The sequence below is a fragment of the Pedobacter psychrodurus genome (assembly GCF_032678585.1).
GTDB lineage: Bacteria > Bacteroidota > Bacteroidia > Sphingobacteriales > Sphingobacteriaceae > Pedobacter > Pedobacter psychrodurus_A.
Window position 1 is genome coordinate 21,306 of sequence record NZ_JAVTSN010000006.1, and the last position, 21,462, is coordinate 42,767.

Genomic DNA, 21,462 nt, shown 5'->3' on the forward strand with positions numbered 1-21,462 from the left:
CCGTCATCCTGAAGTTATTTAAGGATCTATCCAGTAAAAAAGATGCTGAAACGAGTTCAGCATGACGTAACGTATTGAAACACTAAAGAGATGATTAGAATAAAAAGATGATGAAAGTAAAAATTAGTCCTTCGGAATTCAAAAACCTTAAGGGGATTGAATATTTTAACTTCGAAGAAGATTTTATCGAAGAAAACATGCGCTGTATCCCAATGATTGTCCGCTTTAAAATGGATGCCGCAGGAATAAAGTTAAAACTGGCAGAATGGAGCAAATTTCAGCCTTCCGAACGGATCCAATTGGCTTTACTACCGGTAATAACTCATGATCAAACAGACCGGTACCATCAGTTTCTGATTGGCCTGATCACGAAATACACCGGTAACCAAGCCACAACAATGCCTATTGATCCGTTACCTGACTGGGGGAACTTACATCAAATTCCGGCTATGTTACAAGAAAAATCAGCAGAATTCCAGTTTCAGCTATCCATCAGCCAGTGGCGCAAACTGACCAATATCCAAAGGTTTGCCCTATTAAAACTGTGTAGACCTGGACATGAAAACAAAAACTTCCCAAAGGCAATAACAGAATTTGGACTTTTAAACCATTAAATGATGTATCATACTGTCATCATAAACTTTCCCGGGGGCATCATATCGCCAGGAAACTTGTATAACATTCTGGTTGCGGCTACAAAAGCACGGATGCAAAATGTGCGCTTTGGTCTGCGCCAACAGTTATTGCTGGATACCACTATTTACAACATTGCCATTTTTACTGACGAATTGGATAAACTTGGCACCGATTACGAAGTAGATAGTAATCATTTTCCGAATATTATCAGTTCTTACCCTGCTGAAGAAATTTTTATCCGTAAAACCTGGCTTACCGAAGGTGTATATAAAGACATATTAGATGAAATCGACTTTAAACCTTCTATAAAGGTAAACATCTGCGATAGCGATCAAAGTTTTACCCCTATGCTAACAGGCAACATCAACTGGATAGCCTCTTCACAATCAGAACACTACTGGCATTTAATTATCAGGTTTCCAAAAACCAATGTAATATACGAATGGAACCAGCTTTGTTATACCAATCATATCGCTCAGGTTACCAAAGTACTGGAAGATATCATCAAAAGTAACCCATTAGATTATATAGACAATGAATTGGCAAATGGAGGCGAACTTTTTGATTTATTAGATATGGAAAATATCATCCTTAAACCTGCTGAAAATACAGTTTCCCTATCTGCATTTAACCTGCCTTATTACGAAGGTTTAAACCGATATAACAACAAATATTGGTTGGGTATTTACAGGCGTGATGAACTGTTTAATATTGCCTTTTTAAAAAAACTCTGTCAGTTGTGTTTAGATACCAAACTTGGTCAGCTGTGCTGCACATCATGGAAAAGCATCATAGTAAAGGGCATCGATGAGAAAGACAAAAAACTTTGGAATGCACTGCTTGAAGAATTTGAGATCAATATGCGCCATGCTGCAAACGAGTTAAATTTTCAGGTAGAAGATAACTGTAACGAAGGTTTAGCATTAAAAAACTTTTTGGTTAAACAATTAAGCATGGATGATACCCGTACTTTTGGTATTTGTTTTGGCATTAAAACACGTAAAAAAAGTGAGGTTTTTAGTAGTATTTTGATACAGAAGCGCCATATCATCAATTTTTTAGGGATTAGATTATTTCCTGTTTATGATATTTTATGTGCAAAAGACTTTAATCCTAATGCGCGTACAGGGGAAATTTTTAGCCGCAGCAATCCCCGGTTTTTATTACCAGAGCAGATCAGGCGTTCCATATTTAAGTTTTATAAATACCGTTTAAACGCAACTAAAACAGACAACCAAAAGCATGGTTTCAAACCGGAAGAAGCTGCAAAAAAGAATGTTGTATTTTTACACCAATGCAACACTTGCTTAACGGTTTACAACGAATACATTGGAGAAGTTGAAAACAATATCGCCCCTGGAACCACATTTGACGATTTACCAGAAGATTATTGCTGCCCACTTTGTGAAGGAGAGAAAGGTAATTTCATTAAAATTGATCAATCGGTATTACAGCTTTTGTAAATCAATAGGAATAGTCATTTATCTCCCCTTGCGAATTAAAATTTCCAAAATAGCGATAATCCTGATCAGCTATAGTTATTTCGCAAACCTGTAAATTGCCCAGAATGTATTTCATACTGTGTTTCACCAACATATTATTCTGTAGCATAAACAGAATCTTTTTTAACCCCTGCGACTTATAAATCCCGCACAGGGGCTCTTGTTGGTCATCTTTGGTGAAAATATAAGCATCGAAAGCATTTTCAGTTTTAAGCGAATACAGAAGCTGTTGCAATAGCCTGCTTTCCATTAATAACATATCGCAGGCCAATACGAATAAATCTTCTGTTGGGTTTGATAAGTGAGCAGAGAGGACACCCAATAATGGTCCTTTGATATCGAGCGATTGATGATCTGTAATCAGCTTTTCTTTTTCGAAATAATTAGTATAGGTTTCTTGCTGCAATGGGTTAATCGAAAATTTTACTTGTAAATCAAGCGAACTCAATTTATCATATGCCAATTGTGCCCAAAGCTTATCCCGATGACTGAGCAAGCCTTTATCGGTGCCCATACGCAAACTCTGACCACCACATAAAACGATTCCCAACATATTAATCCAATTATCTGCTACTTAATTCAGTAAGTCCCGCTTCGTTTAAAATACCGATCTGTTTTCCATTGACAACAATTAATTTTTCAGCAAGCAGTTCGTTCATGGTCCTAAAAACGGTTTCGTAGGTTGCTCCTGTAAACGCAGCCAAATCCTGACGGCTTAAAGAAAGATTTAAAAACCCTTGTTCATCCAGACCAAATTGATCTCTTAATCCTAAAATGGCAACAGCCAGCCGTCCTTTAACTGACATTAATGCCAGATTACGCATTTTCTTCTCCGAAGCATGCAGTTCGTCCGCATAAAACATCAATAAACCATAGGCAAATTCCTGGTTCACTTTTAGTGTGGTTTTAAAAAATTCGATATCGACATAACAAAGTTTAGTCGTTTCTAAAGCGGTTGCCGAAATTGGATAGGTAGATGTGTTGTTGCTGATTCCGCGATGCCCAAATATGGCTCCATCGTTCGCAAACCGCAAAATCAACTCTTTGTCACCCCACTGTTTATGCACTTTTACATTGCCTGAAGTAACAAAATAAACTCCGCTCACCGGATCACCTTCTTTGATAATCACCTCCCCTTTTTTAGCAATAAAATTTCGTTTATGGTTTTCAATAGCAGGATGCCATTCTTTTAATGTGAGTCGGCACATAAAGCAGGTTTTAAGATCGCAGCTATTATTTTTTTTCATATTTATCGGGGGATGTTGGGTAAAAATAACAAATGATTGCACATTTTTCTCCTGCCTGTTGCAATTTCTCAGGTTCTTCACTATTGTTGAAAATTTAATCAGAATAAAACTCCCTGAATTAGAACACTTAGCATTTTTTATCCGCAAGCTTTACACAAAGCAGTTTAAAGATATGCCATCAAATCATAATTTTGTGTTATGGCAAATACAAACGTTAGAAAATCAATCCAGAATAAGATCGAATCATTAGGTAAGGAAATCGAAACCTTACAGGCAGAATTAAAAAGATGGGAAAAAATTGCATCCGATTATGAAACCAATTCGGAAAGCATTGATTTGATTTTATCGATACAATTACCTGAAAAACCTGAACCAAAAGCTAAAAAGGTAAAATTGTAAAGCATTAAAAAAAGAAAACCCGGACGAATGTCCGGGAATTCAACTAACCATACCTTAATATTTTAATCCTACACTATAACTTCTTCAGCTTTTTTTACTGGGAATTTTGCTCTTGGCTTATAAGCAGCTGGTTTATCTTTACTTTCGGTTAAGGCTGGTTCTTTCTTTACCGCTTTCTTCTTAAATTTCCGGCCATACCAGATTAGAAAACCTGTTATTGGCAAACTTGCGCCGATTAATGATGCTAAAAAAGCCATTACCTTACCAGGAAAGCCTAAAATACTGCCCACGTGGATATCGTAGTTCATCTTTCTGAGTTTCCCGCCAAAACCAGCTTCTTCGTAAGCAATGGCATAAACCCCTTCGCGCTTAAATTCTTTTAAGGTATGCTGATCGAAAGTATAACCCTGGTTATTGTAAAACTGACCTGTATTGGGATAAACCGTAATATTGATCGTTGCTTTCGCCTTTGAAGTGTCAGGAAAATTATAGTAAAAGCCCTGCGATTTAGGATGACGGCTGATTACTTTTTGCCAGGCCAGATCCATTGCTTTCTGTGGGGTATAAAATTTCCCAAGGGCTAAAGAATCAGATTCCAAACGTTGAAAACCACCTAATTTATCACCTCCGGAAGTTACCCAGTATAAACCTTCACTATACCATTTGATGCCATACACCATTCCGGTTAACGCAATAAAAAGTAGAAATATTAATGAATAAAAGCCCATTACATTGTGTAGATCGAGGTTTACCCTTTTAAAAGAAGCACCCCATTTAATTTTGAAGCTCTTATCGCGGGTAGATTTATTCCATTTTTTCGGGTACCACCAGATTAAGCCTGTAATTAATAAGATTACGAATATCATGGTACCATAATTTACGATCGGTCTGCCGATAGCGTAAGGCAGCCACAAGAAACGATGACCGTTGAGGATAAATCTAAAAAAATCAACCTCTCCTTTTTTATGTACTACCTTGCTGATGACCTCACCAGTGTAAGGATTAATTTTTAAACTGGTTCCTCCGCCCCGTCTTCCTTCATCCTTTTTTCCCCTCAAATTTAAACTGATTGCCCTTCCCTGCTGGTATTGAGCATAAGAAGGTACTTTCCCTGGATATAGTTTAAAGGCAATGGCGCTGAGTTGCGACGGGGTAATCACGGCTTTGTTCTGTTTTTCAATTTTGGTTTCAGGTTCTAATAAACCTGTAATCTCTTCATTAAAAACCCAGATACAACCTGTTAAACAAACAATCAGAACAATGATACCCGATATTAGGCCAAGCCAGAGGTGAAGCCATTTATTGATCCGGTTAAATAGCGAATCTTTATTTTTTTTCTTTGCCAAAGTCGTTTTGTTTACCATTGCCATTGTTCTGTTTGTTTAGTTTTTTGAGAATTGTATGCTTATTTTAAATATTGAACGGCAGTTATTACCCCACCTTCTACTTTTAAGCCTCTTGTAGCCGTTGCTGTAGCAGCATCAATTTTATACACGTAACTTGTTCCATCGCTTAAATTGAAACCCAGGTAAGCCAATTTCCCGTCTTTAGGGGTATAATTGTTTGTAGTGATGCTAGAGATTGCGGTTTCGGCAGGAAGTCCGGAAACTTTTTTAAAGGTTTTATCAACAACATTTAAAACACCGATTGTTTTACCTACTACATAAGCACCTTTATTTGCTTTTAATACCGCATTTACGATGAAGTTGTTACCACCAATATAAATCCAGTTGGTAATTACATAACCACCAGATACCGATTCGAAATCAAGGAAATAAGTTAAATCAAACTCAGTTGTACCTGCTTTAATTTTGGTAATGGCAGATGGTTTGGTAGAGGTGATTTTAGAATCGGTAAGCACATCAGGCGTTTCGGTATTGTCATCAACAGCCACCGAACTCGAAAATGCATATACATCTCCATTTTCAACTACACCTAATCCATCCGTAAAATATCTTCCGATAAAACTGGTACGGTCGTCTTTAATTACTTTCTCCAGTTTCATTTCAGGATAAGAATAAACGGCTATCCAGGCGGTGTTTGGATATTTTGTCCAGAATCTGCTGCCATTGATCGAGAAAAATGGTGCATATACTTTGTTTCCAACTTGTTTAATCCAGCTAAAATGTGCGATTTCTCCATTATTTCCTGGTGCTGTGGCATCTAATGTTCCTTCACCAGAAATTAAAAGGCTGTTGGTATTTACACGGTAAAAGTTTGCTGTTGGCGCGGCCAGGTTCCTTGGGATTTTCACCAATAACAAATCATCGTTTACTGGTGCAAAAGCCTGTACAGTTTCAGTTTGAAAATTAGAAACCTTATTTAACTTACCGGCTAAAATATTGTAAGTGGTTACGGCTCCCGGATTTCCCTGTCCGTAAAGCATACTGAAAAACTTATTGTTGTGTGTAACATAATAACGGTAGGTTCCATCCTGCTCTACGCCATTTCCTGCAGTAGAAATCGTCCCCTTATCCAGATCACTTGCTGTAAGCAAATAATCGGCAACACCTGTAGAAGCCACTGGCGTAACAGCCAAAATAAAATTCCCTGGGTTTTCAGGTACACTTTCACCTTCTTCTTTTTTTGAACACGAGCTAAGTACAGCAGCAAAAGCTAAAGCGATAAACGCTTTGGTAAAATTTGTTTTCATATTACTTTTTTTATATTAATTATTGATTTAATTGATGAAATATCTCAGGTTTAAATAGAAGGCTCTACCTGGTTTTTGAAGACTAAAATTGTCGAAGAGGTCGGCATTGGTAATGTTTTTCGCTTCAAGGCCAATGTTATAGCGGCCTTTTTTTAAGCTGTAAACAAAGTTTAAATCATGGTTGAACTGCTGAGGGATTACCTTTTTATCACCAACCGCGCCCTGACTTGGCCAATACAACCAAAAAGCATGTACATACAGCAGGTTATAACCAATAGATAGATTATTCCCTTTACGACCCACATCTTTTACAGAAACCGATACATCGCTATTGCCGTATAGGTAAGGAATATTGGGCATCTGATCCAGGTACACGTTGCTTACGCTAGTAAACTTTTCTCCCGTACTTGGATTAATCTCGTATTTCTGAAGGTTTTTGAGGTTTTGGTAAGTAACTGTGGTACCCACACTTAACCAGTTTTTATACGAATACCTGATTTCGGCATCTCCACCAACTGTACGCACGCCATCGCGGTTATCGGCAACCAATTTTGATTGATTCTGGTTTAACCTGTTATAAATAAAATTGGTTGCATTGCGGTATATAGCATTGGCTGTAAAAGAGAAATTATGTTCCTTATTTACTGAAAAGGCATAGCTAAGGCCTAAATTAAAATTGTCGCTTTTTTCCGGTTTCAAGCCTGGGTTGGCATCCTGGTTTTCTACGTCACCAAAAATCTCCTGTGCTTCCGGCATGCGGTTGGTTAGTTCATAGGAAGCCTTTAACTGCATATTCCGGTTTACAAAATAAGTTGCCGCAGCACCATACCCCAATCTGTCGATACTGTTTTTACCGGCTGTGCCCCCACTTCCGTTAACATTGCCCTGATTGATGTATTTGCCAAATACAGTTGCGCTCCAACGGTCTTTTACATCGAAACTATAGCCAAGTCCCAATACGTTTTTATTGGTTTTCTTTGGACGTTCGTAATCTGCATTGCTGCGATTTAACTCATCACTGCCTTTGCGGTTAAAAGTGGTAAATACATTGCTCAGGGCTACCGATTGCTTGTCGTCTATCTTATAATTCAACATGGTTGTTGCCAAACCATTGTTGTTTTTGTATTTGTACAAACTCCTGGCACGTTCACCATTTGTTCCGTTTGGTTTGCTGTTCCCGTACCAATCGTAACGAACATTTAAGGTATCTATGTTCTGCTCATTCCCTAAATTGTAGTTGGCATTAATGGTTACGTCTAACCCTTTAATCAGGTTTTCTTTCTTGTATTTTAGGGTGGGCATTAAAATATTCCCTCTACGGTGCCAGCCTCCAAAAACGGAGACCATTCTGGCACCGGTTTGGATTTCTTTATAATTCTGACCAACGGTTATCCCGAACAACAGTTTGTCTGCATAACTTTTACCCACCACACCTACATTTGCAATTAAGGTTTCGTTGTGATAAGTATCATTAAATCTTCTTAATGAAGCAATGGGTGCATATGCCCCGGTATAGATATCAGAAGCTTCTACATTTACCTTATAATCATTATCCGAATAATTCTGGAAGGCATTTAATTGAAAAGTTAAACCACTTCTTGAAGTCACAGCTGCATTGATTACACTCCTATGGGTATTAAAAGATCCGAACGAATAGGAAGCATCGATATAATTGCGATAACGGTCGCCAGTTACAATGTTGATGGCACCACCCAAAGCATCAGACCCCAGCCACATCGGTACCACACCTTTATACACCTCGATCCTGTCGGCAATATTGATGGGGATGTTATTGATCTGAAATGATGATCCAAAATTATCCATTGGGATACCATCAATAAAATACCGCACGTGGTTGCCAGAAAAACCATTTAGTGAAAGGTTAAAGTTTGAACCAACGCCTCCCGATTCCCTTACCCGAATACCTGCTACTCGATCTAATGCTCCAGAAATATCAAGCGTGGTATTGTATAATTTTTTAGCATCAACAGCTGTTACATTAAAAGCCTGCCGGTTCACTTCCTGGCTAGCCGTTCTTCCGATTACGTTAACGGTTTCCATTTGCTCTGAGGATTCAGACAAACTGAAATTGAAATTCACGGTCTGCCCGTCGGTAATATTGATTTCCTTTTTCTGTGTTTTGAAACCGATTGCAGATACCTGTATGGTATAACTGCCAACAGGAATATTTAAGATTTTAAAATTTCCATTTTGATCTGTTAAAGTACCGTAGTTGCTTTTGTGGAGTTTAATGGTAGCACCAGGAATTTGCGTTCCATCATTGGTTTTGATTTGCCCTGAGATGCTCGAGAGTCGATTTTGGGCAGAAGTAAAAATTACGCAGGCACATAATATGCCCAATAGCAAAATTTTCTTAATTTGCATGGCTTTTAATGGAGATTAAAGGTGAGCCGGATTTCCGGTATTGCCACACGGGTCCGAACCGTGTGGCTTTCTTATCTGCCGCAAATATAGCCTCTATTTAGATCAAGTCCAAATAAGAACTGTTAATTATTAGACTGTTTCAACCTTTTTAATTGGCAAACCCCCATACACTTCTGAGCATCTGACCGTTACTGAGCCCATTAATTATTCAAAAAGCTTAAAACCCTTTTGCATTAAACATGTTATCTACATACAACAAAACCAATAAATATGAAAAAGTTAATGTATGTAATGGCGATTTCAGCCCTAGCCTTTCAGGCTTGTGGAGGCGGGAATAAAGATGCCAAAGAAAGTGCCGATAGTTTAAATATGGCGAAAGATACCACCACTAATGCGATGGCCACTGGTGGAATTGCAGTAGACGAAGCGGATTCGAAATTCACTACTCAGGCGGCAGTTGGCGGTATGGCCGAAGTAGAGTTAGGAAAACTGGCGCTCGAAAAAAGTAGTAATGCTCAGGTTAAAGAATTTGCAACCATGATGGTGAAAGACCATGGCATGGCCAATACCGAGTTGATGGCTATTGCTAAACAGAAAAACATCACCCTTCCTAGTACTGTTGACGATGAGCACAAGAAAAAAATGGAAGACTTAAGTAAAAAAACAGGTGCAGATTTTGACAAGGCTTATGTTGATGCGATGGTTGGCGGACATAAATCGACCCTTAAATTAATGGAAGATGAATCAAGAGATGGTAAAGACGCAGATCTAAAGGCATTTGCGACTAAAACAGCTCCAATTGTTCAAAGCCATTTGGTGATGATCAACAAGATTAACGATGGCATGAAATAATTCATGTTTAACGTACTAAATCCCTTGCCTCACCGTGGGGGATTTATTTTTTCCAGTCATTATCTTTCCCGATCAAGTCTATAATTATCGAATCAATTTTTTCAAAGCTTACCGGCCTTACTATAAACCCATTGCAATAGCTGTGAAACGCATATAGGGCATATTTTTATTAAAGTTCTGGTGGAGTATGCCAATCGATAAAGGTTTTCTTGCTCAGCATTTTTAAATAAGGATAATTTCCGTTCAATTGTTTGCGCTGTTTTAGCTCATACAAAAAATGTCCGCCTAAGTCTACAATAATTTTTGCGGTAGCTAAATACCATACACTATGCGGTTGTTTCCAGCAAAAAGAATACAGGTTGGAGGTGAGTTTAATATCCTTGAGTTCGGGATGGTAAAAATTGAGTATTTTAGGATTGGGTGTTCCTAACATCACATCGGTTTTTCTCACCATCGACAAGTGATCGGAATGGCAAAACTCGTAATCAGCAAGTTTTGGATCATCTACATTTGGTAAGTGTTTCAAAATTTTAAAACCCTTAAACTTTTTACCGTTTAATACCCAGATCAGGTTTGGATAAAAAGCTTCCCTGCTGTTCAGTTCGGCAACTGTAATCGGAGAATTCTGAAATTCAATGGTATAACCTGAGGGGGTAAATACATCAGCACGGTGGATATCAGTATTGGCGGCATCAAAAAAGGCGACTTCTCGAAAAGATGGAGGGAAAGCCAACTTCCAGTCGCGGTGCCAGGCGGTTTCTTTTCTATAAAATTCCTTTTTAATCAATGAAATATCCTGTATGATCACAGGATTAGGGATGTTTTTTTTCATTTCACTATTGTCCATTCTCTTTAAAGGGATTAGAAGGCCAAATACATTTTATTAGGGTAAACAAATTTAAACTAAAATTTTTAGCACCACAACGCATCTTGCTTAAAAGGAATATATTTTGGATAATTATCGGAAGTTTTGCCACACTGATACCTGTACAAGAGATATTCCAAGTTAAATTTATTTAGATTGAACATGAGACAGATACTTGTTCATGCTTCATTTTATTTGCCGCTACTCGTTACAGAATGATAACTTTGCAGTATGACCATCCAAGAAGTACAGCAGTTAGAAGATTTTTTTGCCCAAGCCGGAAAACAGCAGGTGCCAATTTATCTTAATGAAGCGACCATCATTACGGATTATGCCCATTTCCTGGAAAGCCATTTGATGCCGCTAAGGCTCAACCCTGATGCAAAGGTGAACCTTCCCCTTATCCATAGGTTAAAAATGTTAAAGTTATTGATCGAATCGAACGCTTAAAAATACTGTATAAATCAATTTGACTTTCTGCTTTTAAAATGATGGTGATTTCTTTAAAGTCATTTTAACAGCTTTTCCCTATTGCCTTTAAAACTTAACACGCTTTAGTTTTTAAAATAAATATTTCCAACTATATTGGGCGGAAATGGTTATTCCTATATAATTGATCCCTATTTATGACTAAAAATATATTCATTGCTTCGGCCGAACCCTACACCGGAAAATCAGTAATTGCTTTCGGAATGATCAATATGTTATTGGCAAAAACCCAAAAAGTGGGTTATTTCAAACCCATTATTGCACAAGATGATCCCAATCAAAAGGACGAACATGTAGAAGCCATGCTGGATTATTTTTCACTTCCTGTTAAATATGAGGATGCCTTTGCTTTTACTAGGCAGGAAATGCTCCATCAATCGGAAGACAGCGGGGCGATTATCAATACCATCATCAGTAAATATAAAAAACTAGAAGATAACTATGATTTTACGGTAATTGAGGGCAGCGACTTTTTAGGTGAAGGCATGGCCTTTGAATTTGAATCGAATGCTTTAATGGCCAAAAACCTGGGGGCACCTGTGTTAATTGTGGTATCCGGTAAAAATAAAACGGCCAGTCAGCTTTTTAAATCAGCCATTAACATTTACAGGAACTTTTTGCTACGCGATGTACAGGTTTTGGGCGTGGTGGCCAATATGGTAAATCCTGAAGAGGCTGATCGCATTAAACAAGCGCTTAGTAACCAGTTGCCAGCAGAACTACTTATCGCGGTCATCCCAACGGAAACAGGTTTGCAAAGCCCAACCATGAAAGAAATCACCTTGGCACTGGGTGGCGAGGTTCTTTTCGGGTCTGAATTACTGGATAATCAGGTTGATAATTTTGTAACCGGAGCCATGATGTTGCCTAATTTTTTAAGGCACATTAAAGATAACCTGCTTATTGTAACGCCTGGCGACCGTGGAGATATCATTATTGGCGCATTACAGGCCAATTTATCAGCCAATTATCCAAAAATCGCAGGTATTGTATTAACCGCAGGCAGTTTACCCGATGAGCCGATTATTAAACTGATTGAAGGTTTGCAGACCATCATCCCAATTATTGCGGTACAAAAAGGAACTTTCGAAACCACTACCACGATTGGTGGTATCCACTCTAAAATCACCATCGAAAACAAAAAGAAAATTGCCATAGCGATAGAGCTTTTCGAGAAATATGTAGACATCAAAGCTTTAGATGATAAGATCATTACTTTCAGTTATCAAGGCATTACCCCACATATGTTCCAGTATCAATTGGTTAAATGGGCCAAACGCGACAAAAAACATATCGTTTTGCCAGAAGGAAACGATGAACGCATTTTAAAAGCAGTAGAAAAACTCATTACCCAGGATATTGTAGACATTACCCTGTTAGGCGATCCGGTTGAAATTACCAATAGCATTAAACGATTGGGATTAAATTTAGATACGAGTACCATAAAAATCCATAACCCAGGGCAATCTGCTCATTACAATGATTATGTAGATACCCTGCACGAATTGCGGAAAGCTAAAAATGTTAACCTCGAAATGGCCAGGGATATGATGACCGATGTTTCTTACTTCGGCACCATGATGGTTTACAAAGGCGATGCGGATGGGATGGTTTCTGGCGCTGTACATACGACCCAACACACCATCAGGCCCGCATTGCAGTTTGTTAAAACCAAACCGGGTGTATCTGTAGTATCTTCAATCTTCTTTATGTGTTTGCCAGAACGTGTGGCCATATTTGGCGATTGTGCGGTAAACCCCAATCCCACTGCCCAACAATTGGCAGAAATCGCCATTTCATCAGCAGAAAGCAGTGCGAAATTCGGCATTGAACCGCGCATAGCGATGCTTTCCTACTCATCAGGGACATCTGGCGAAGGTGAAGACGTAGAACGTGTTAGGGAAGCAACTGCAATCGTTAAGGCTAGACATCCGGAGTTAAAAATTGAAGGGCCAATACAATATGATGCTGCCGTTGATCCACTTGTGGGCAAACAAAAACTACCAGGCTCTGAAGTAGCCGGAAGGGCAAGTGTACTTATCTTCCCCGATTTAAACACCGGAAACAACACTTACAAAGCGGTACAACGCGAAACAGGTGCACTGGCCATTGGTCCAATGTTGCAGGGTTTAAATAAACCCATTAATGATTTAAGCCGTGGTTGTACCGTAGATGATATTTTTAATACCGTTGTGATTACAGCGATCCAATGCCAAGATAATTAATATGAACATTCTAGTAATCAATTCAGGAAGCAGTTCCTTAAAATACCAGCTTTTCAAAATGCCTGAAAAGGCACCAGTTTGCAGTGGTTTGGTAGAACGCATTGGCATTGAAGGATCCTTTATCAAACATAGCGTTTATAGCAATGGGGAAAAACACAGTATCGAAAACTCTGGTTTTATCTCTAATCACGGAGAAGGATTAAAACAAGTGTTAACTTTATTAACGGAAGGACCATACGCCGTAATTAAAAGTCCAGATGATATTGAAGCTGTTGGTCACCGCGTGGTACATGGCGGCGAACACTTTTCAGGCCCGGCAATCATTACCGACGAAGTAAAACAACAGATTAAAAAGCTGTTTTCACTGGCGCCTTTGCACAATCCGGTTAATTACAAATGTATCGAAGTGGCGGAGCAAACTTTTGTAAACGCCAAACAGATTGCCGTATTCGATACTGCATTTCACCAAACCATACCAGCGCAAGCCTACCGTTATGCTATCCCGGAATGGTATTATAAAGAACACAGCATTCGGGTATATGGATTTCATGGCACCAGCCATAAATATGTAAGCGAACAGGCCATAAACTGGTTAAAGAAGGAAGATACCAAAATCATTAGTATCCACCTGGGTAACGGTTGTAGCATGGCGGCGATTAGAAATGGCAAATCAATCGACACCAGTATGGGTTTTGGCCCTTTAAGTGGATTAATGATGGGAACACGCTCAGGAGATATTGATCCATCGGTTATTTTTCATTTGATGGAACATGCAGGATATACTTTAGAACAGCTGAGCACCTTGGTGAATAAACAATCGGGGCTGTTAGGCGTCGGTGGTTCAAGTGACATGCGCGACATCAGAAAGATGGTAAGTGAAGGAAATCCGGCTGCAGTTTTGGCCCTTAAATTATATGCTTACAGGATCAGGAAATTTATCGGTGCTTATGCGGCCGTTTTAAATGGTATCGATGCCATTATATTTACCGCCGGTGTTGGCGAAAACGACAGCAATATGCGTGAGGCGGTATGCACTGAACTCGGTTACCTTGGCATCGAATTGGATCGAGACCAAAATATAGCCTACAAAGGCGAACTGAAAGAAATTAACAGCCCTGATGCAAAGGTTAAGATATTGGTGATACCAACTAACGAAGAATACGAGATTGCACACCAGTGTTTTGGACTTCTGGGCTAAGACTTCCGATTTTGCGGGAAAAGACTTCCGAAGTTGGCGCTGGGCCACAGCACACCTTCGGAAGTTTAGGCCTAGGCTGTTTCCAAAATAGACAAAATATTGCCTGCTGGATCTCTAAACCAGGCAATGTTTGGTCCGCCATTTCCACGCGAAATACCTTTTTCATCTGTTTTGATATATTCCTGATTGTAAATCTCGAACTTTACTCCTTTGGCAATCAATTCGTCGGCCGCCTGATCGATATTCTCGACCGGAAAATTAAGCACTGTGAAGGTGGCCGGAACATGATTGGGTTTTGGGTACAGTAATACGTTTGTTGAACCAGCAATAGCCACTTCAATTACGCCCATTGGATTATCTTTTACTTCGAGGCCTAATACCCCAATATAAAAGTCTTTTGCTTTCTGTATATCGTCTACAGAAAATGAGCTGAATGCTTTTGATTTTTCTAACATGATTTCTTTTTTTTATTCAATTATCAAGAGAACGCATCATTAAATTTAGCTGAATAGAACCATAATAACAGGTTGCATAAGCGGCAAAGTACATGCCTAAACGAGACAATATCATTCAGTTAAGCTTTTAGCACAGGTATTCTAATTTAACCACAGATGGAAAGGATGCACACGGATTTTAAACCCGTATTAACCCACCTGAATGACAGGAAGTTGTGTACATCCGTGGTTAAAATACCTAGCTTTTCCATGCTCCCAATAAACGTCTGATCACCACGATTTCAGCAATGTGATACGCATTGTGATCAGCGATCTGCAAGGCTTCACGTAATACGCTTTGTCCATCACCATGAGGAATCGCTTCAAACAAATCAGCAGAATCTAACAGCGCAATAAATGCTTTCAGATCATCATCAATCTGTTTTAGCGTATTATTCCAGGTTTCTTCATCTTTAGGTGCCAGTTCTTTGGGCCAGTATTCATCCGGCCATTTGGGCGATTGGTGCGATCCATCCTTACTAAATTCGAGCATATCCCATTGCGCTATTTTAATGTGTTCCGCCAGTTGCCAAATGCTGTATGGCAGGTTGTGCGGCTTTTCTCCTAGAAGGTTAAAGGACAAATTGGCAACCGCATCTTTAAACCCTACATGGGCTCCACCTCCATTTAATAATTTTTTGAGTTCCGTAACCAGTATCGATTTTTGATTTTCCATAATAACATAAGCAGATTCTATTAACCTAACAAACGTGATTCTCATAGGTTTGTATAAAATTCAATTTTAAAACCATGTTTATTCTTTTTATGCCTAAATCTTTTAATTTTGGGCATGAACCTATCTTTTCCGATCCTAAAAGAATATACCTATCTCAATACTGCAAATTCGGGCATCTTATCTACCAATCTGGCCGACTGGCGAAAAAAACATGATGAAGCCTTTATTACAGGTGGAAGTATTTTCAGAATGGAAAGCCTGCCGATGATTGGCGACCTTCGAAATAACATTTCCAGGCTTTTCGGATCAAAACCAAACAATACCTATCTGGTTCAGAATTTTTCAGTAGGTTTTAATACTTTATTGGCTGGATTGGACAAAAATCATCGTTTTTTATTGTTGGAAGAGGAATATCCTTCGGTAAGTTACCCTGTAATTAGCATGGGTTTTGATTACCATAGCATTGCCATTGATGAAAATCTGGAAGAAAATATGATCAAGGCTATTGATACATTTAAACCTACAGTACTTGCTTTTAGCATGGTGCAATACATCAGTGGACTAAGAATGGATGATGGCTTTATCCAGAAATTAAAAACCACTTATCCCGATCTTTTATTGATTGGAGATGGTACCCAGTTTCTAGGCACTATCAACTTTAACTTTGAAAAATCAGGTTTGGATGCCTTAATTGGCAGTGGCTACAAATGGCTTTTGGGCGGTTACGGAAACGGATATGCTTTTCTTTCCGATCAGATGAAAGATGCCATCTACCATAAAAATAAACTGGCAGAATTGCCAACCGCACCGTTTTTAAAGGGTAAAGATCATTTATCGATGTGTTTCGAACCAGGACATTTAGATACCTTAAATTTTGGCACTTTAAACGAAAGCTTAAATTTCCTCGGCGCAATTGGTTTCAATTCGATTGAAAAAACGACCCAGGCCTTGAGTAATAAAGCACGATTGGAATTAAATTCAAGAGGATTAATTCCAGACTGGACATTGGAACGAAACTACCAGTCGACGATTATGAGTATGCCATTAGATCAAAAAACCGTAAGTCGACTTGCCGAGGCAAAAATACTCTGTTCGCCGAGAGGAACGGGCACACGCATTTCATTCCACTTTTACAATACAGATGAAGATTTGAATCAGCTATTACAGGTTTTGGATGGTAGAAATTAATCTACCATCCAAATCGCATCTACAAAATACTGTTGCTGATCGAAAAAGCGTTGAACCGGTTTAAATCCAGCCTTTTCGGCTAAGTTATCAATATCAGTAAGTGAATATTTCTGTGAGATTTCCATAAAGATATGTTCATTTTCTGCAAAATGAATGGCATTTTGACCAATATTAACGATCTGTTTCTTTAAACTGATGAGGTAGCTTTTGCAGGCACCTGAGGCAGGATCATAATTGGCATAATGATCAAAATGTTCAAGATTGAAATCTCCATCCAGTTCTTTATTAATTCGCTGTAACAGATTAAGGTTAAACGCTTTGGTAATGCCGGCCTTATCGTTATAGGCAGCCAGGATCTTTTGAGGGTTTTTCTTCAGATCGAAGCCAATGATTAAGAAATCGTTTGGGGAAAGTATCTCTTTTAACGACAGACAGAATTTTTCTGCATCGGCAATATTCATGTTCCCGATATTGGCACCCATAAACAACACTACCTTTCTCCTGCCAGATAATTCTGTAGCCCTTTTAAGCATATCAAAATAATCTCCGTTTAAACCTTTCATATCTAATCCCGGAAGCTTTTTAGGGAGATTTTCTTCGAGATCAGCAATTACATGTTCCGAAATATCAATCGGTAAATAGCTAAATTCCAAACCATTACCAGTCAGATATTTTAACAAATGTATAGATTTGGTCGCATCGCCGGCACCCAGTTCAATCAGGTCAAAAGGGCTTCCATCGGCAGCAATTGCCTGCGAAAGCTGCTCGGCCTGATACTTCAGGATTTCCATCTCCGCATTCGTTAAATAATATTCTTCCATCTCCATAATCTGCTGAAAAATACGGTCTCCGGTAGCATCGTAAAAATACTTGGAAAGCATAAATTTCGGTTCAGATTGCAAGCCTGCTAAGGTTTCTTGAAGGAACTGTGTTTTGTGGTCTGTTGTTGTTTCGATAGTGGTGGTGGTCATATCTATACTATTTTACTAATCGGATGCCTGTATATTGCCACCTTAAATGTGGGTGGAAGAAATTTCTGTAAGTAATACGCGAATGATTTTCGGGAGTGGCAATGGATGCTCCGCGCAGTACCTTTTGGTTCACCATAAATTTGCCATTGTATTCGCCAATTGCACCTGGTGCCTTACTAAAACCTGGATAAGGTAAATATGCGCTTTCTGTCCACTCCCACCGTTCTCCCCAACTGAAGTGTTGTGCTGCTATTTCCCACTCAAACTCTGTTGGCAAACGCATGCCTTTCCAGCTGGCAAAAGCATAAGCTTCGTAATAACTGATGTGGCTCACTGGAGCACTTAAGTCAATGGATAACAGGCCATTTAATGTATAATTAAACCACTGTCCATCAATCAGATGCCAGTACATTGGCGAGGTTATATGATTGTTTTTTACCCAATCCCAGCCTTCAGCATGCCAGAAATTGAAGTTTTCATAACCTCCGGCACTGATAAACTTTATAAATTCGGCATTATTAACCAATGTTTTACTGATCGCAAAATCGTGCAGATAAACTTTGTGCCTGTTCAGTTCGTTGTCGAAACTGAAATCCTCTTCATTATAGCCGATTTCATAAATACCTTCTGGAACATTCACAAAATCAGATCCTGTTTCACTTATGGAAAAAACCTCTTTCCGATCTCTCGAATACACTGGAAATAGCGGGTTGTTGCCTAAAATATATTTAATATCGGTAAGCAATAGCTCCTGATGCTGTTGTTCGTGGTTAAAGCCCAAAATCAACAGCTCTGTTACTTCATCCGTTAACACCGTGGTTAAAAATTTCACCATGGCCTCATCTACATAAGCTCTATATTGATAAATTTCATTTACACTTGGGCGGCTTAAATTGCCTCGATCGGTACGGATTACCCGGTTGCCAATGGTTTCATAGTAACTATTGAAAACGAAGTTGTAATCATCGTTATATACCTGATAGTTAACCGAAAATGGCGTTAATATAAAGGTTTCGAAGAACCAGGTGGTGTGCCCCAAATGCCATTTAGGAGGACTTACGTCTGCCACAGGTTGCACCACGTAATCTTCTGTTTGCAGCGGTTCGCAAATTTGTTCGGAGTATTTTCTAATCTCCAAGTATTTTTCTACCAGTGTCATTAATTTTTATCTAGATAGTTTTTGAGATCTGTGATGGTATTAACATTCAGATCTTTTGATTGTTTTTGCCGCATCATTAAAGCATACGAATTGTTAAAACCTATAGGTTTAAGCCATTTGATCTGATATTTCTTATCAAATTCTGCCGACACATAATCGTAGGTTTTTTCTTTGTCATGCGCCATTTCCTTTGCCACTTTTGGGTCGGGCTGTAACAAAACCAACAGACCTGTTCCCGTATATTCGGGATAAAAATCGATCTGATTGTTTGTTAGCGCGTCAAAACAGATTTTTGTGCCACCCAATCCGGTTTTTGTTGATACTTCATAATCTGTATTTCCCTTAATCAACATGCTGTACATTTCGGCCAGAATATATTGCTCACCAAAAATCTTCGATCCTATCCTTACCGTGCCGTTATGTCCGTTTTTAGGGGCCTTATAAAGACCGGCACTGATCAAAAAATCCTTGGCTACCCGTTCAGGAGCCTGGTGCAGGTAATCAGTTCTATAGTTCAGGTCAGTCATCACAGCATCTGTGATTTTATCCGCAAGCAAATTCAATGTTTCTTCCAATTGTGGAAATTGCTTTAATGCCTCATTCCTGACAATTGGTGCAGCATAATATGGCGGAAAGATATTCTTATCGTCTTTTAAGATTTTCAGGTCAAAAGCTTTTAAACGGCCATCTGTAGAATAGCCACTAATTACATCCAATTCTTTTGAGAAAGCAGCTTTATACATTACCGCATCACTGATCACGATGGTATGAATCTTTAAACCATATACAGATCTCAATCCCAGATCACCATCCTGTCTGCCCATAAATTCGGGGGTAAATCCTGCGGTTAAAGTAGAACCATAAGCCGATGGAAGTGCATAAAAGCCGCCTAATACCAATATGACAACAGGAAAAACGTATAACGCTTTCCTCAATTTCTTAAAATCCATTTTTTGAACCAGCGAAAGCAAGGCATCGAGAATAATGGCAAGTAGTGCCGCAGGGATTGCTCCCGCCAGGATCATATTAGTATTATTAAGCGAAATACCGCCAAATATAAACTCGCCCAATCCGCCAGCAGCAATAAAGGAGGCCAATGTGGCCACGCCTACATTAATCACCGTCGCCGTACGGATACCAGCTAAAATTACGGGCATGGCTAAAGGCAACTCTACTTTTAGCAATATTTGGCCTTTGCTCATTCCCATGGCCCTGGCGGCTTCCTTAACATGCTGATCGATGCCAATAATGCCTGTATAGGTATTGCGGATTATCGGTAACAGCGCATAAATGAGCAAGGCTACAATAGCCGGCTTGGCGCCGATGCCCAAAACAGGGATCATAAAACCCAACAAGGCAATGCTCGGAATAGTTTGAAGCACACCTGCAATACCCAAAACCGTACCCGAAAGTTTTCTTTTCCGCGCAATCAATATGCCTAATGGCAAGCCGATCGCGATCGCAAATAACAGCGAAATAAAGGTTAAACCTACATGTTGCAAGGTTTGGTTGAGCAATTTATCAGATTGCCCCTGCATAAACCGCCATAAGCTTTGCTGTTGCTCATTCATGTGACTGCATAGTTTGAAACTGATTAAACCCTTTCGTTAACTGTTCAAAATTAATGGTTTTGCTTTCTTTATTTTGCCCCGAAATGCGCAGTTCCGACCGATCATTACGCCTTAACAACTCCATGGCTTCCCATACATTTAAATCAGCAGACAGGCCTTCGCCATCCTGTAGTGTTTCTTCAGGTAAAAACGACCAAATATCCTGTATATGAACTACTTTAAACTCTAAGGCAAGTCTTTGTCCGGCCAGGAATTTTATAGCAAAATCGTTAACTGGTTGATAAAGCAATTCTTTTGGTGTTCCAATCTGGATGATTTGCCCTTTATCCATTAAACAGATGCGATCGGCCAGCTCGAAAGCTTCCTGCACATCATGCGTTACCATCACGATGGTTTTTCTTTTTAGCTCTTCTAATGCTTTAAATTCCTTTTGGATGCTGCTGCGGGTAACGTTGTCTAATGCGCCAAAGGGTTCATCCATTAATAGCACAGATGGATCGGTAACCAAGGCACGTGCAAGCCCAACGCGTTGTTGTTGCCCGCCACTCAGTTCGTGCGGAAACATAATTAACGCACTTTCGGGAAGATGGAGTTTTTTGATCAGTTCCTCTGTTCGGGTTTTAATTTTTTCCTTCTCCCATTTTAAAAGTTTAGGCACAACAGCAATATTCTCGGCAATGGTATAATGTGGAAAAAGCCCGATATTCTGCATCACATAACCAATGCCTTTGCGGAGTACATCTGGATCCTGACTGGTAATATCTTCACCATTGATGATAATCTGCCCTGCATCGGGTTCAATTAAACGGTTAATCATCTTCAAAGTAGTGGTTTTGCCGCACCCACTGGTACCCAACAACACCAAAGTTTCCTTTTCAGCTACTTTAAAAGAGACCTGATTTACAGCCTGGGTATCACCAAATTTCTTACTTATCGCCTTTAATTCGATCAT

The 21,462-nt window shown here is 39.2% G+C and carries 20 protein-coding genes; 8 read left to right on the forward strand and 12 right to left on the reverse strand.

All coding sequences use genetic code 11. From position 1 onward, the window contains the following. The first annotated feature begins 107 nt into the window (after window positions 1-107). Window positions 108-614, forward strand: a complete 507-nt coding sequence (locus R2S57_RS05380) for a nitrate reductase associated protein (RefSeq protein ID WP_316844038.1) — start codon at window positions 108-110, stop codon at window positions 612-614. Then, window positions 615-2,099 carry a rubredoxin gene (locus R2S57_RS05385; RefSeq protein ID WP_316844039.1) on the forward strand — a complete coding sequence of 495 codons (1,485 nt, stop codon included), beginning with the start codon at window positions 615-617 and terminating at the stop codon, window positions 2,097-2,099. 1 nt (window position 2,100) lies between these two features. Here the strand turns inward: R2S57_RS05385 and R2S57_RS05390 are convergent, their stop codons facing one another. Both R2S57_RS05390 and R2S57_RS05395 read right to left on the reverse strand, forming a co-directional pair. Next, window positions 2,101-2,691 (reverse strand): molybdenum cofactor guanylyltransferase, encoded by a 591-nt coding sequence (locus R2S57_RS05390; protein ID WP_316844040.1) that lies wholly within the window; start codon window positions 2,689-2,691, stop codon window positions 2,101-2,103. Window positions 2,692-2,701: 10 nt separating this feature from the next. Beyond that, window positions 2,702-3,346, reverse strand: a complete 645-nt coding sequence (locus tag R2S57_RS05395; RefSeq protein WP_316844041.1) for a Crp/Fnr family transcriptional regulator — start codon at window positions 3,344-3,346, stop codon at window positions 2,702-2,704. Window positions 3,347-3,583: 237 nt separating this feature from the next. Here R2S57_RS05395 and R2S57_RS05400 point away from each other — a divergent pair, with 237 nt between their 5' ends. Then, the gene (locus tag R2S57_RS05400; RefSeq protein WP_116249634.1) at window positions 3,584-3,784 is read left to right on the forward strand and encodes a hypothetical protein; all 201 of its coding nucleotides are present in this window, start codon (window positions 3,584-3,586) and stop codon (window positions 3,782-3,784) included. Window positions 3,785-3,852: 68 nt separating this feature from the next. Here R2S57_RS05400 and R2S57_RS05405 read toward each other — a convergent pair whose 3' ends face one another. Genes R2S57_RS05405 through R2S57_RS05415 form a run of 3 tightly spaced genes read right to left on the reverse strand, consistent with a single transcriptional unit; the run spans window position 3,853 to window position 8,822 of the window. Continuing rightward, window positions 3,853-5,154, reverse strand: coding sequence for a PepSY-associated TM helix domain-containing protein (locus R2S57_RS05405; RefSeq protein ID WP_316844042.1), 1,302 nt, complete (start codon window positions 5,152-5,154; stop codon window positions 3,853-3,855). A 35-nt stretch (window positions 5,155-5,189) separates the two neighbouring features. Continuing rightward, entirely contained in the window at window positions 5,190-6,437 is a 1,248-nt protein-coding gene (locus R2S57_RS05410) for a DUF4374 domain-containing protein (protein WP_316844043.1), read from the reverse strand. Between the two features lie 27 nt (window positions 6,438-6,464). Beyond that, window positions 6,465-8,822, reverse strand: coding sequence for a TonB-dependent receptor (locus tag R2S57_RS05415; protein ID WP_316844044.1), 2,358 nt, complete (start codon window positions 8,820-8,822; stop codon window positions 6,465-6,467). Window positions 8,823-9,092: 270 nt separating this feature from the next. Between R2S57_RS05415 and R2S57_RS05420 the strand changes: the two genes are divergently transcribed. Beyond that, the gene (locus tag R2S57_RS05420; RefSeq protein ID WP_316844045.1) at window positions 9,093-9,674 is read left to right on the forward strand and encodes a DUF4142 domain-containing protein; all 582 of its coding nucleotides are present in this window, start codon (window positions 9,093-9,095) and stop codon (window positions 9,672-9,674) included. Between the two features lie 169 nt (window positions 9,675-9,843). Here R2S57_RS05420 and R2S57_RS05425 read toward each other — a convergent pair whose 3' ends face one another. Continuing rightward, on the reverse strand, window positions 9,844-10,521 hold the full coding sequence (locus R2S57_RS05425) for a competence protein (RefSeq protein WP_316844046.1): 678 nt from the start codon (window positions 10,519-10,521) through the stop codon (window positions 9,844-9,846). Window positions 10,522-10,770: 249 nt separating this feature from the next. Here R2S57_RS05425 and R2S57_RS05430 point away from each other — a divergent pair, with 249 nt between their 5' ends. The 3 genes from R2S57_RS05430 to R2S57_RS05440 all read left to right on the forward strand — a co-directional run bounded on the left by R2S57_RS05430 (window position 10,771) and on the right by R2S57_RS05440 (window position 14,451). Next, window positions 10,771-10,989 (forward strand): DUF6965 family protein, encoded by a 219-nt coding sequence (locus R2S57_RS05430; protein ID WP_316844047.1) that lies wholly within the window; start codon window positions 10,771-10,773, stop codon window positions 10,987-10,989. 176 nt (window positions 10,990-11,165) lie between these two features. Beyond that, a complete protein-coding gene (gene pta, locus R2S57_RS05435) occupies window positions 11,166-13,253 on the forward strand; it encodes a phosphate acetyltransferase (RefSeq protein WP_316844048.1) in 2,088 nt (695 codons plus the stop codon). A gap of 1 nt (window position 13,254) precedes the next feature. Beyond that, entirely contained in the window at window positions 13,255-14,451 is a 1,197-nt protein-coding gene (locus R2S57_RS05440) for an acetate kinase (protein WP_316844049.1), read from the forward strand. A 71-nt stretch (window positions 14,452-14,522) separates the two neighbouring features. Here R2S57_RS05440 and R2S57_RS05445 read toward each other — a convergent pair whose 3' ends face one another. Together R2S57_RS05445 and R2S57_RS05450 are read right to left on the reverse strand one after the other, a co-directional pair. Continuing rightward, window positions 14,523-14,906, reverse strand: coding sequence for a VOC family protein (locus R2S57_RS05445; protein WP_316844050.1), 384 nt, complete (start codon window positions 14,904-14,906; stop codon window positions 14,523-14,525). Window positions 14,907-15,144: 238 nt separating this feature from the next. Next, the gene (locus R2S57_RS05450) at window positions 15,145-15,666 is read right to left on the reverse strand and encodes a DinB family protein (RefSeq protein ID WP_316844051.1); all 522 of its coding nucleotides are present in this window, start codon (window positions 15,664-15,666) and stop codon (window positions 15,145-15,147) included. Window positions 15,667-15,735: 69 nt separating this feature from the next. Between R2S57_RS05450 and R2S57_RS05455 the strand changes: the two genes are divergently transcribed. Further along, on the forward strand, window positions 15,736-16,809 hold the full coding sequence (locus R2S57_RS05455) for an aminotransferase class V-fold PLP-dependent enzyme (protein WP_316844052.1): 1,074 nt from the start codon (window positions 15,736-15,738) through the stop codon (window positions 16,807-16,809). On the opposite strand, the gene R2S57_RS05460 is transcribed toward R2S57_RS05455, so the two are convergent. Genes R2S57_RS05460 through R2S57_RS05475 form a run of 4 tightly spaced genes read right to left on the reverse strand, consistent with a single transcriptional unit; the run spans window position 16,806 to window position 21,462 of the window. Continuing rightward, complete coding sequence (locus tag R2S57_RS05460) at window positions 16,806-17,780, reverse strand: L-histidine N(alpha)-methyltransferase (RefSeq protein WP_316844053.1); 975 nt, start codon at window positions 17,778-17,780, stop codon at window positions 16,806-16,808. The genes R2S57_RS05455 and R2S57_RS05460 overlap by 4 nt on opposite strands. A 7-nt stretch (window positions 17,781-17,787) precedes the next feature. Beyond that, window positions 17,788-18,939 (reverse strand): ergothioneine biosynthesis protein EgtB, encoded by a 1,152-nt coding sequence (egtB, locus tag R2S57_RS05465; RefSeq protein WP_316844054.1) that lies wholly within the window; start codon window positions 18,937-18,939, stop codon window positions 17,788-17,790. Further along, the gene (locus tag R2S57_RS05470; protein WP_316844055.1) at window positions 18,939-20,510 is read right to left on the reverse strand and encodes an ABC transporter permease/substrate-binding protein; all 1,572 of its coding nucleotides are present in this window, start codon (window positions 20,508-20,510) and stop codon (window positions 18,939-18,941) included. Before R2S57_RS05470 ends, egtB begins: the two co-directional genes overlap by 1 nt. Next, window positions 20,503-21,462, reverse strand: a complete 960-nt coding sequence (locus tag R2S57_RS05475) for an ABC transporter ATP-binding protein (protein ID WP_316844056.1) — start codon at window positions 21,460-21,462, stop codon at window positions 20,503-20,505. The genes R2S57_RS05470 and R2S57_RS05475 overlap by 8 nt, the downstream gene beginning before the upstream one ends.